The organism is Phyllobacterium sp. CCNWLW109, assembly GCF_037203905.1.
Lineage (GTDB): Bacteria > Pseudomonadota > Alphaproteobacteria > Rhizobiales > Rhizobiaceae > Phyllobacterium > Phyllobacterium ifriqiyense.
Genome location: NZ_JBBCBK010000002.1, coordinates 212,799 through 224,883 on the forward strand (window position 1 = coordinate 212,799; position 12,085 = coordinate 224,883).

Annotated in this window: 9 protein-coding genes; 3 read left to right on the forward strand and 6 right to left on the reverse strand. The window is 52.4% G+C overall.

Annotated elements, in window-relative coordinates; translation table 11 throughout:
• Positions 1-211: 211 nt before the first annotated feature.
• The 5 genes from rnhA to V9K92_RS06330 all read right to left on the reverse strand — a co-directional run bounded on the left by rnhA (position 212) and on the right by V9K92_RS06330 (position 4,166).
• Positions 212-703: a ribonuclease HI gene (gene rnhA, locus V9K92_RS06310; RefSeq protein ID WP_337353591.1), complete on the reverse strand. Its 492-nt coding sequence runs from the start codon at positions 701-703 to the stop codon at positions 212-214.
• A gap of 262 nt (positions 704-965) precedes the next feature.
• Positions 966-1,349, reverse strand: a complete 384-nt coding sequence (locus V9K92_RS06315) for a hypothetical protein (RefSeq protein WP_337353592.1) — start codon at positions 1,347-1,349, stop codon at positions 966-968.
• Positions 1,350-1,684: 335 nt separating this feature from the next.
• A complete protein-coding gene (locus V9K92_RS06320; protein ID WP_337353593.1) occupies positions 1,685-2,284 on the reverse strand; it encodes a hypothetical protein in 600 nt (199 codons plus the stop codon).
• 2 nt (positions 2,285-2,286) lie between these two features.
• Positions 2,287-3,042, reverse strand: a complete 756-nt coding sequence (locus tag V9K92_RS06325) for a hypothetical protein (protein ID WP_337353594.1) — start codon at positions 3,040-3,042, stop codon at positions 2,287-2,289.
• Positions 3,043-3,590: 548 nt separating this feature from the next.
• Positions 3,591-4,166 (reverse strand): recombinase family protein, encoded by a 576-nt coding sequence (locus V9K92_RS06330; protein WP_337353595.1) that lies wholly within the window; start codon positions 4,164-4,166, stop codon positions 3,591-3,593.
• 669 nt (positions 4,167-4,835) lie between these two features.
• On the opposite strand from V9K92_RS06330, the gene V9K92_RS06335 reads away from it, so the two are divergent.
• The 3 genes from V9K92_RS06335 (at position 4,836) to V9K92_RS06345 (ending at position 8,612) form a co-directional block, all read left to right on the forward strand.
• Entirely contained in the window at positions 4,836-5,180 is a 345-nt protein-coding gene (locus V9K92_RS06335; RefSeq protein ID WP_337353596.1) for a hypothetical protein, read from the forward strand.
• 1,418 nt (positions 5,181-6,598) lie between these two features.
• On the forward strand, positions 6,599-7,246 hold the full coding sequence (locus tag V9K92_RS06340; protein ID WP_337353597.1) for a hypothetical protein: 648 nt from the start codon (positions 6,599-6,601) through the stop codon (positions 7,244-7,246).
• A 211-nt stretch (positions 7,247-7,457) separates the two neighbouring features.
• Positions 7,458-8,612 (forward strand): protein NO VEIN domain-containing protein, encoded by a 1,155-nt coding sequence (locus V9K92_RS06345; protein WP_337353598.1) that lies wholly within the window; start codon positions 7,458-7,460, stop codon positions 8,610-8,612.
• A 260-nt stretch (positions 8,613-8,872) separates the two neighbouring features.
• Here the strand turns inward: V9K92_RS06345 and V9K92_RS06350 are convergent, their stop codons facing one another.
• Positions 8,873-12,085, reverse strand: a complete 3,213-nt coding sequence (locus V9K92_RS06350) for a type I restriction endonuclease subunit R (RefSeq protein ID WP_337353599.1) — start codon at positions 12,083-12,085, stop codon at positions 8,873-8,875.

Consider the following 12,085-nt stretch of genomic DNA (forward strand, 5'->3'; position numbering starts at 1 on the left):
GTGAGTTAGAGAAGGAGCATGGCGTCTCCGCCCTCGGCGACCGATTCTCTCGGCTTCAAAAGGCTAGGCCATTTCAGAGCTCCATCATCGCCTCGTGGTGCTCTTTCAAAAGTGATGCTATGCTATTGTTCAATCCCGCGAACGTGGCATATTTCAAGGCGAGTGTGAAAAGCTCCTGCCATCTCTGTAGGAGCCCTCCATCTAAATCGGCTCAAGCGGTGAACAAACGATTCTCCGGGGATCTCGCGGCCGCAGTCGCTAACCTATCGACCATCTCGTTCAATTTATTGCCAGCGTGTCCTCGAACCCAACTCCAATGGATACGTGGTGTCGAAAGACGATCGAGGAACTCCCAAAGGTCTTGGTTTGCGACCGACTTTCCTCCGGCGTTCTTCCAACCTTTCGTCTTCCAACCGGGAAGCCATTCGTTCATTCCACGTATGAGGAGATTGCTGTCGCTGCGAATGTGAACGGGGTTGGCATTGTCCTTCAACGCTTCCAGAGCTTTGATTGCAGCAGTCATTTCCATCCGATTGTTTGTGGAATCACTGTCGTAACCCGAAATCTCTTTGCGTTTCAGTTCGATGTTGCCGTCCATTGACTGGAGGATTGCGCCCCAACCGCCGGGACCGGGATTTCGAATGCAAGCGCCATCGGTGTGAATGATGATGTGTCGGCCTTTGAAGGTATTGTCAGTGTCCAATCTCGATAGTCCTTTTTGTTGATTGATAGTCGTATAGCGCTCTGACTAGTGACCACAGCTTTTTTAGGGTGGGACCTGTTCAGTAATATAGGCACACCACCAGCGGTCTCATTGGTGAACCTTAGAGGCCGTGTCTGCTCGAAGCGCCATCGAGATCAGCCGGTAGCGCTGAAATCTTTGGTCGCCTAATAAAGTCTGTGGCTGTCATTGTTAAACCAAGGCTACCCGGGGCGGGTTAACCACCTCAGGATTTTGGTTTGTCTTAGTTGTGGGCAGACTTGGCAGCCGTAGCCGCATCAATCTCAGCCCGCTGCACCATATCCTTGGCTATTTCCTCGGGGCTATCTAGCAGGTCCAAAACAGTATTGACCGTTTCCTCGCCCCAGATTGCCACCGCCATTGCTGTGATGCCCTCCATTATTCCGTCATTGAAGGCTTCGGCCACGCGGCCCTGATGTGTTTTTGGAAAGCTCTCAATCGGATTTCCATCCGCATCGCTGCGGCTGTCCATTGGTGCCACACATACAACCTCCAAGAGAAAGTCATACACCTGGGGGGTGGTCATGGTCGCGAGGGACTCATGGCTTGTCGAGGCAAGGCTTGGGATGTTGATAGCAACGTTATTTTCGTAAGGTGCATTGGTCATTTAGTTTTAGGCTTTCCGGCCACTCGTGCCTGTGTACGTCGCATTAGTCGTACGCTTCGTCCTCCGGGAACCATTTCCCGTAGGCATGCAATTGCCGCACTGCCCAAGGGGCAATCCAGCGTGTTTTTTAGTTGGTTGGAGGATCGCTACTAAGCCAGCCCAACCGTTTTTTGAGGCTGGGACTTCTTCAGTAATATAGGCATATGACCAACGGTCCCGGCCGTAGAGCTCAGGAGACCTTTCAGTTCTAAAGTGGCCCCGTGGTCAGCCCAGACATGATGAGGGGACAAGACAGCCCCCACACCTTTTGTTGGCAACGTCGTTGAGCGCTAAGGTCACGTGAGTGGACTTTCAACGTCAAACAGAGAGGCTGACCTATTTGCTCGTGCTTTCGTCTTGGATGCTGATCTGAGACTTGCATACCTGCTCACGGTCTGCTTCGGCACAGCAAGGATTTCGCAGACATCGGCTTGCGACAAATCAAGGAAGTGATCTATCAGCCAGCAGATTTCCATCTGCGTCGTCATCTCTGAACGTCGAGCCTTGGAGAACTCTTCGAGTTTTGCCTTAGCAAGAAGTTTGGTCGGGTTGTCTTGCGACTTCACTGCAACCTTGCGTGAAGCTTCTGTCCACCTCTCGTCCGCCCAAAGCTGACCTGAGGGTGACAAGACGTCAAATGGATACTTTCCGTTCTTGGGATGTAGACGCTTCCCCAGTCCAAGTGCCACAGCCTTAAGTTTCAGACGGTTGCGAACATTACCCGATGGACCGAAATATTCCGGAGCAAGGAGACCCATCTCCGTTAAAATTGCACGGGTTTTCCGTGGTCCTTGCCCTTTTGCCTGTCCATACTCCGTGACTGTGATCCATTCCCCAATAGACTTGGTGACGAGATCGCCTGAAGCCCGATCAAAGGCTTCTGTGGTGTATTCCAAAGCTACACAGTCTCACCACGCTGTTCTGTCCGATCTAGTCCGATGATAGCTGTACGTTCCTCATCGAACCGTTGCCGACGTGCTTTGAGTTCTTTCTCTGTCCGCTTGGCTATTTCCATACCGAAGCCAACGAGCTTGGTCTCATTGATTATCGACCAAATTGCCTTGATGGTCTTTGGTGGAACCTCACGATAGACGGATCGTGTAAGCCCATGCATGGACCATTCATACGCAGCTTCCCGGGGATTCAGTCGCAGTAGCATTCTGACCGTCTGGAAACGGAAACCTTCATCGTATTTCCATTGTCTCTGGTTAAACTCGTACCAGAAGCCCATTGCCATCAGGACCTTGCAGATGGTGGCACTGTCGATCTCCTTCGACAACGACACGATAGCCTTGGACGCGTTCATAGAGTGGCCGTTAAAGGGGACGCCATTGCTGGCGCCGTGGGTGTGGTCTTGGGCCTTGCGCACTGTCCGGGCCCAAATATCGTTTAGGATTGCATTGGAGTTGGATGCCGATTTCGTCGTCAAGTAGGTCTCGATATCCTTGATGTATGGTTTGAGGTCGGATTTCTTGATGCCAATTTGGTGTGGATGGCCATGGCGGGCCAAGGTTCTCTTGTGACGCTCGCAGTACGAGCTATAGCCATTGGTTTGCTTGAAGCAGCCATCAGCCTTGCAGTTTCTCATATTTGATGAAGTCTCATCGTTGGGATTGGGGTCTAAGGCAGAGAAGAAGCTTCCCTGTTCATGCAATCTCACAGCATGGCCGAAAGTCGTACCTAGACCTAAAGGCACGGGGGCGAGGACTTATTTGAGTAGTCTCGATGATTTTTTATGTCATGGGTTTAATGCGGCAGTTAGACGTATAATGGCTAAGACCTTAGTTTCTAAGTCGCGGCATTTGTCGTCTTAGCCACCCTAAAAAACCTAATGCCGCTTGTGCACCAGTCTTTTCGGGTATTCCATTTCTTGGAGGCGGCTCCGGTTCTCACCGTACTGGGCCTTGTATTCAACTGTCAAAGAACTCAGGTCCGAAGTCCTGCCCGTGGTTTATGTACGGTACGACATATATGATCGACAAGAGTGAACTCGTCAAGCGCCTAGTTCATAAATTCATTGTAAAATCAGTAAGTTAGAGGATGAAATTGGCAGATGCACCAGATCTTTAGTCCCTTGTGCCATCAACGATTTCAAGCCTTTGAGAGACGGTACGATACGGAATTGGCTCAAACTTGAGCAAAATTGGCGTTGCAACTTTTTCGTAAAGGTCGAGAAAATCTACTCGCATGGCACAAGAAGACCTATGTTTTGAGACTGCTCAGCGCTCTATAGACGCTGGCCTTGCTCAGACGCGTGTTCGCCATGATGTCTTTGATCAAGACACCTTCATCACGCATCCGAACAATCTCAGACACCACCTCGGGTGTGACCAACGTTTTTCTCCCAAACTTTACGGCATCGGCACCAGTCTTCGCCTTTGCCTTCGCTATGCCGTCCATCTGACGCTCTTTGCGTATGTCAGTCTCAAACTCTGCAATAAGGGCCAGAACGCCAAGCAACAGCTTTCCGGTGGAGGTGCTGGTGTCAATCTGCTGATCCAGAACCTTGAATGTCACACCTTTGGCCTCAAGCTCCTTGACGATATTCAAGAGGTCGGAAGCCGAGCGAGCCAGCCGGTCGATACGGCTTACAATGAACTCATCACCTTTCCGAGCAAACCTCAGGGCTTCTTTAAGAGCCGGTCGGCTGCTATCTAGCCCCGAACGCTTCTCTTCAAAGATATTCTCCTGCTCGATGCCCAGTGCCAGCATCTTGTCACGCTGCACATCAAGGCTCTGTCCGACCGAAGAAACACGAATGTATGCCACCTGCGCCATGTCTCACAACCTCTCAGATGTTTCGATAACACACTTATGAGACATGAAATGAGACGCGTCAATAGGTGATCTCACATCCTATACATTTTGAGAAACTCGAATTGGAAACTAATAACAGTTCGTATAGACCGGCGCCCCGGCATAACTTTGCCGTGACGTGCAGTTGACCTGACGAGGGGGAGTGTATGCAGGGGTGTTCCGCGCATTTTCCTGCATCTGCTTCCCAGCGTCACTAAATGCTTGGCCTATAGCTTGTCGTCTGCGCTGATTGGTCTCGATGCGCCGTTGGTCTAACTGGAACACACATTGTGCATAGGCGTCTGACCCCGGAACAAAGCCGTAGGTTGCTTGGCAGGTCTCACCAAGCCGCTGTGCTTGTTGCGGATTTGCAGGTTGCTCGGTAATACAGCCACTCAATAGTACTGCGGCGATGGTCAAGTACTTCCATGACTTCACTGGCATTCCCCCAAAGCGCTGTCCGAACATAAGTTCGGTCCCGCTGCTCCACGTTAATCTGAACCAAAGATATCAATTTGTCACCGGGATATTCATGCCAATTTAAATAATCGCGAGAATTTAATCTTTGAGACTAACAAATGCGCGTATATATTCTCAACAAAACGATGCATTGCCAGTAGGCTTAATTTGCTACAATAAGGGGCGACACAATTGAAGTGCATTATTTTTTTGGTATTGGGAACAGTACTTTGTTCAACGGGTGCATCAGCTTACTGTTCTAAGCCTAGCCAATCAATTGACTTCCCTGATGGTCCCGGTTCATATGATCGCCCATCGGTTCCGTTCTGTCTATCAGGGTACAAGTTCTCAGGCACCCATACGTGTGAAGACTACGAACTGACGAGTTACCAGAGCGATATTGAAGAATACATAGGTAAACTTAACAAGTACATTCGAGATAACAATGATGCTGCTGAAGAAGCTGCAGCCTACGCTTTGGCGGTGGCAAAGTATGCTCAGTGTGAAGCCGATGAAGCTTCGAGCCAACACAAATGACTGCCATTGGTGGACAGGGTGCGGGGCTACTCAACCTGTTACCACGCGCATAGTAACGCCTTGTGTTCCACGGTCATTCAAGCTTCCTTCAGTCATGGTGCGCAGGTTGCCGTACAAGGCTGGGCACAGCAAGATTAGCTTCTGCGGAACAAACGGTGAGTAACCGTCATCGGTCATGTCAATTTTCAAAGCGTTAATTGACGACGCATCTCGATTGCTGCCCGAATATCTTGGAGCGTGATATCAACCAGCCGCCGCCATATGGGATAGCCAACGTGATCGCTAAGCAAAACCTCCGCATCGCTTACGCCGATCGGACTGGGCAATATCGCGCAGCTAGGTGCAGTTGCTTTGGTATCCTGCTGGGGTATCAATCCATCCGCCCTCAGTCGAATAACAACGCTTGCACTATTTCTCCGCTGCTGGCCTTTGCTGGTAGAATTGGAGCTCATCGCCCAATCATGTGCAGATCGCCAACTGGTGGCCATAAACACCCCGCTTTCGAGATGGTCCGTGTCCACGTGTTTCTGCCACGAACTTTGAGAGAATGCGGCGATAAGACCATGCTGGTTTATTGATGGAAGATGCCGAGATGAGGTGCCATGGTAGAGGTAAAGTGGCCAACTTGGCAGCGCCTTCCTCACTGCACACCTTGCCTCCGCGATGCCGCTCTCCTCATCGAACCAATAAATTCTTTTGCCTTGGCGGTGGTTCATGATCTCTCGGGCTAGGATCAACGCACTGCTAGCAGGGTCCGCGGGACAGCTTGTCAGGAAATGATTAATCCGCTCAATGTGGGCATCATAACACCTATTGCTATGTAGCGGCATTGCCAAGGCATCGTCAATCTCGACCAAAAGCTCAATCTGATCGTGTGTGTGTTCCATCGAGCGCGTGTTTCCTTTATGGCTGGCTTAATCGGTTCCACATCGATAGCTCGAACCTTTGGCGTGAATTGATTTACTCGCTTGGCTAACGGGTCACAAGAGCGGCGGTTCGGCGCAATGATGGGGCCTTGTTGGGTCCGGCGACGACTGGAGGTGAACATCAGGGTTCAGCGACTTTGAGAAATGCAATCTTCATACCAGAGCGTTAAGGGGGGTATGGGGGGATGAAGTGCACGTCATTTAATTTCATCACTCAGACATATATTTTCGGCGCAAACATTGCGACCACCTGGATTTACTCGGAACCCCCTTTTGCCTTTGTAAGCCTGATGCAACTCCAAAGATTTTTTCGGTTCAGTGGAAGGTGAAGAAGTAAAGGCTTTACCGCTGAGTGTGCGTGCCAGTGTTTCTCAACGAGTGCAGGTATTGCATCTTAACATGCGATGCCAGGTATTTTCGACCAGACAATCTGAGTTGATTATCTGCAGTTTTATCTGTACAGATAAATTTTATCTGAAAGGGAGCAAAACTATGGCGTTGTCAATCACCGCATCAGAGGTAAATGAAATCGGACAAGGTGTCTGGGCTCTGGACCTGCCGCCGCATCAAATCAGACTGTTTGGTGGCAGCCCCCAGTCGATTGGATCACGAAGTGTAGTGCTTCTTCACGAATGCAAGTTTGATAAAGAAAAACGTACAATCACCTTTGACATGAGCGATGTTGTGGCACTGAACGTAGGGACCACTAGTGAGGCGATTGCACTCGCTGGCAGTCCGAATGGTGCACTCAAGTCATCGCGCAGAGTTGAGGAAAACACTATCCAAATACCCTATGGGCCTGGCGACCGTGAGTTTATATCCATGGCAGGAAAGTTGTTCGAGCTGGATATGCAAAAGGCCGCAGAGGCTCTTCTTTCCGGTGTTCGTAAGCGTATATCTGGTGATCTTAAGCGCGGGAAATCCAAGAACTTCAGCGAAACTCCCGATAACTTTTGGTATGTTATTGTGCAACCACGAGTACAACAGCTGTCCATAACGGTACGTGGCACCGTCGATCACTTTGCTTCAATGGCGAAACTCCCGATTAAGGATGATAGGGGAAACACTCTGTTCAAAGTCTCCGGCGAAGGAGATGTTGAGGCAGCTCTCGAGTTGATCTTTCACGCGAAGCGTAAATGACCGCAGGTACTATAATAATAACTCAGGGGACGAAGCGGAAATTATGGCGAGAACTGATTGGACGGAGGAAGAATTACGCGCGTGTGTGGTGGCATATCTTGAAATGCTTTCGTCAGAGCAGGGCGGCGAACCTTACTCTAAGACGACGTTTAGGAACAGATTGCTTCGGGGGCCTCTAGCTCAGCGTAGTGCCGCCAGCATAGAGTTCCGTATGAGGAATATTTCAGCGGTTATCACTGACTTAGGCCGCGCTCACATCAAGGGGTATCTGCCTGCCAAACACTCGGGCTCGTCTATAGAAAAGCGACTTGCAACCATCATAGAGGAGATCTCAGGGAAGCAAGGGGTACCGACTGCTGAAGCGCCTCCGCCGATGGTCTTTTTCAACATTGGATGGATGAAGAAGTATGCTGGGGCTGCTCAGGATGATCCAACGCGTGGAAGACACGGTTATCTTGTTGGCAGGACGCATGGCGCAGAAAGCTTTAATTTCGCCCCAAAGCGGGGCAAGGTGTTTGGCTATCGCCCTGGTTTTGGTCGAAAGGTAAATATCAATGAACTTGGCGCGGCGACCAAGGACGATCATATTAGCGGCGTTCTTGTTGTGTGGATCGCGATGGAGCCGACCAGTAAGAAAGCTTTTATCGTAGGTTGGTATCGCAACGCGACGGTGTATCGTAGCGCTCAGCCGTCCACAACTCTCAAGGGTAATATCCATCCCGGGATGGATATTAGTTATACGGCAGAGACAGAAGCTTTGTTAGCAACGCTGCTCCCTGAGCCCAACAGAGATTTCTGGGTACAATCTAATAAAACAATGGACGGTGGATTCGGACAGTCCATCGTGTGGTATGGACGTGATGACGAATATCGTTCGCGTGTCTGGAAATACATTTCAGAAGTTGAGAAAGAAAAAGCAAGACTTTCGACATCGAGCACAAAGAAAACTAGGCCACCTCGTAACCTCGATCCTGAATTGCGACGTAAGGTTGAGAAAGCCGCAATTGCTCATGCCACCAAACATTTCAAATCAACGGTGGGGGGAGGCTATACAGTCGAAAGCGTCGAAAGCCTGGCACGAGGCTGGGATTTGGAAGCTAGCCGAAATGATGGATCGCTGTTTATCGAGGTTAAAGGCTTACATGGGCCCAAAGGCGTCTGTGAACTCACGCCCAACGAATATGGCCAGTTCATCAATGAGGACGTCAAGAGGCGTTACATAGTCTACATCGTCAATCATGCCCTATCGGCCAATCCTATCGCCAGCGTTTTCCGTTATGACAGTAACGAGCACCGATGGAAGACAGCGGACGGGCGCGTGCTTCACATAAATGTCCGACCGGGAGCCGTGCTCCGCTTTGATTGAGTGGGAATGGGCGACGCCGCTGCGACATAACCCTTCCAGAGTACACGTTCAATGCCGCGGTGCCTCTCCTGCCAACCTGCATATTCATCTCATGACACCAATTTCATAAGCAAGATGCAGAATGATGCAGGGGGCACGGGGGGAATCGCCATAGAACTCATCTCATGACGAGACCTGAGATTTCTACGACAAAACCGTTCAGGGCATACATGTTTATCCTTTGGCTGTACAAAATGTCCTGGAACAGGATCGAGATCATCTCACTGGATAGTGTTCGTACTGGAAGCGCCTGAATACTTCTCGAAAATCCATTGGTAGGTGCGTTCTACTTTCTCGTCGAATATGCCTTGTCCGTACGCCGAAGGCAGTCCGTCGTCATATAGCTGCTGGATCGTCGCCTTAACGGCTGCTTTTGCGCGTTCCTTGAGGCGCCAATCGAGGACAAGTTTCTCGGCTTTCAACTTCTCCAAGAGAGATTTGGCCACGCGCTTGACGAGGTCCTCGTCCTCGGGTCCCAGCTTCGGCTCCGGTTGCGTCAAAATATCAAATATCGTCAGCTCTTCTTCGGTAAGACCTTGACGAACAGCGCGTTGGTCCTCCGTATTCATGTCGCCAACCAGTGCTAGTAACTGATTGAAGAAATCGGCGGCGGTCAGGCTTCCTGTATTGTACTGAGAGACCAGAACTTCGAAGCGTTCAACGAGGCCACGGCGCGTTGGATTGCGAGCTGCCATTTCCTCCAGCTGATCCTCGATAGCCCGGCGAAGACGTTGTGTCTCGGTGCGCTGGCGATTACCCGTATCGAACATGGCCCTCAGGCGCTCGATGTCGATGCGGGAAAGGTCGAAGAGACCGTCTGTGCTGCCATCTTCGCGGATCGGTGCGGTGATCTCAACACCCGCAATCGAATTGTCCAGCAGCGCTTCAATTTGGCTGGAGACTGCCGAGATGTCTGGTCGCTCGGTGAGTGAACGGATGCGTTCTGCTATCACTTCAATGGCCGCTGAGATCTTGCGATATGGCTCGGCTCGGGCGTCTGGAAGAACGGCCTTGAACGTAGTCCAAACGTTGGAGGCCAGCGCAAGGAAAGTGCGGCGCTCGGGGTCGGTGCCGTTCAGCGCTTCCACGGCATCGCCGAGCCTCCGTAGCCGGTCGAACCCAGCCACCTCAAGGATCACACCCGCATCAACGTCTCGCATCCGGCAGAAGGCAAGTGCCTCTTCGATGGCTTGGGCAAGATCCTCGATCAGTGCGGACTTGTCCTCGATAGGCTTTGCATTTTTTGCGCCGCCCACGGCATAGATCGTCAGCGCCTTCTCCAGATTGCGAAAGATGCCGACATAGTCGACGATCAGGCCAGCCTTCTTGCCCGGCGCATTGCGGTTGGCCCGAGCGATGGTTTGCATCAGCGTGTGGTTCTTCATCGGTTTGTCGAGATAGATGGTCGAACAAGTCGGCACGTCGAAACCGGTAATCCACATGGCGCAAACGAAGACGAGACGAAGCGGATCGCTTCCCTTCTTGAACCGCTGGTCCAGATTTTCCTCGATCATTCGCCTCCGGTGGGTGCGAATGTCGAGGCCCTTTGCCTCCATATCGGCGATCTCGTTCTGGGCTTGGCTGACCACAACTGCCATTTCCGTCTCGCGCATGAAGGCGATGACAGCGACCAAGGCCTCGCGTTGATCGGCGGGGACTAAAGCAAGGGCTGCCTCGCGCCGTGCAATCTCGGCATTCCAAGCGCGGAGAACCTTGTCGTACATCCGCACCGCTGTTGCCTTGTCGATGGCCACGAACATGGCCTTGCCGCGATAGCCTCGACCGACGAAGTGGCGAACGAGGTCCTCGGCGATCCGGTCCAGACGGTCCTCGCGAGTGATCAGGTGGTATTGGGTGCCGAGGCGTTTCTCAAGTTCGCGCTCCTGCTCCTCGTCGAGCTCGGCCTCTTCGATGACGGCTTCCAGATCCTCGGCAAAGCTCTCGTGGGCGAACTCCAGCTCGGGGATGCGGTTCTCGTAATAAAGCGGAACGGTGGCTCCGTCCTCGGCCGACTGCTGATAGGTGTAGGTCGAGACATAGTCGCCGAAGACGTCGCGGGTCTTCTCTTCCCCGGCCATCAGCGGGGTCCCTGTGAAACCAATGAACGCGGCGTTCGGCAACGCCCGGCGCATATTGGCAGCGAGCGTGTCATATTGCGAGCGATGGGCCTCGTCTGCGATGACGATGATGTCCGACCTTTCGGAAAGGACCGGAAAGGTTTCTCCCTTGGCCGTGCCAAACTTGTGGATCAGGGTGAAGACGTATCGCTCATTGCCCCGCAGCAGCGCCTTCAGATGCTCCTTCGATCCGGCGCGAACTTCCCGCACATCCTTGGTTACCGCGCCACAGGCGGCGAAGACGTCGGAAATCTGCTTATCCAGCTCCTCGCGGTCGGTGACGATTACGAAGGTCCATGCCCCGGGTATCGTCCGTAGAACCTTTCGGGTGAAGGTCAGCATGGAAAGGCTCTTGCCGGACCCCTGCGTGTGCCAGAAGACCCCAAGCTTGCCCCGGTTCTCCCCCAGGTTGACCACGGCCTGAACTGCCTTGTTCACCCCGAGGAACTGGTGGTTCTGGGCAATTTTCTTAACAAGCCCGTCCTTGGTTTGCTCGAAGATGAGGAAGTTCTCGACAAGATCGATCAAGCGTTCGGGCGTGGCGGCAGCACGGATGGCAGTTTCGAGCGATACGCGTCCCGGTTCAGTCTCGTCGTCGATCCGCTTCCATTCCTTGTACGTATCCCATGGCGAATAGGCTGAAGCGCCGATCCGGGTGTCGAGCCCATTGGATACGAGAACAAAGCCGTTGGGGCGGAACAGCTGAGGAATGCTGTCGCGGTAGTCGCGGACATTGTCGCGGTAGGCATCTTCGATGCGTCTGTGTCCGGCTTTCAGCTCGATGAACAGCAGCGGCACTCCGTTCGCGAAGCCGATCAGGTCCGTGCGACGGCGGTGAAGTTCGCCCGAGATCCAGACCTGAGAGATTAGTGTGAAGTCATTGGCGTCAAGTTCGCGCCAGTCGACGACGCGGACCCGTTCCTTGGTCATCCCGCCGTTATCGTCGCGGTATTCGACGTCTACCCCATCCCGCACCAGTTCCAGCACTTCCCTGTTCGCGGCCATTGGCACCATCGATGCTCGGTCCTGCGTCAGGGTATCGAAGGCAAGGTCAAGCGCATCCTGTGGCAGGTCGGGATTTAGACGAGAAAGCGCGGTGCGCAACACTTTGGTCAGATAGGGATCGCGCAGTGTGTCGCGAAACGGCGAGCCGTCATGACCGAAGGTTTCGTCATAAAGATTGTAGTGGCTCCAGCCGAGGCTCTCCAGAAGATCAATCGTCGGTTTTTCAACAAGCCCTTCCTCGGAGAAGCCGGTCAGCGTGGCGCGTGTCCCGTCGGGAATACCGTATTGGATGTCCTTCGGAGTGTCGGCCAT

Bases quoted from the DNA above. Each gene is read 5' to 3' on its own strand.
- V9K92_RS06315 (WP_337353592.1), bottom strand. From the start codon at position 1,349: ATGACCAATGCACCTTACGAAAATAACGTTGCTATCAACATCCCAAGC.
- V9K92_RS06330 (WP_337353595.1), bottom strand. From the start codon at position 4,166: ATGGCGCAGGTGGCATACATTCGTGTTTCTTCGGTCGGACAGAGCCTT.
- V9K92_RS06340 (WP_337353597.1), top strand. From the start codon at position 6,599: ATGGCGTTGTCAATCACCGCATCAGAGGTAAATGAAATCGGACAAGGT.
- V9K92_RS06345 (WP_337353598.1), top strand. From the start codon at position 7,458: ATGAGGAATATTTCAGCGGTTATCACTGACTTAGGCCGCGCTCACATC.
- V9K92_RS06350 (WP_337353599.1), bottom strand. From the start codon at position 12,085: ATGGCCGACACTCCGAAGGACATCCAATACGGTATTCCCGACGGGACA.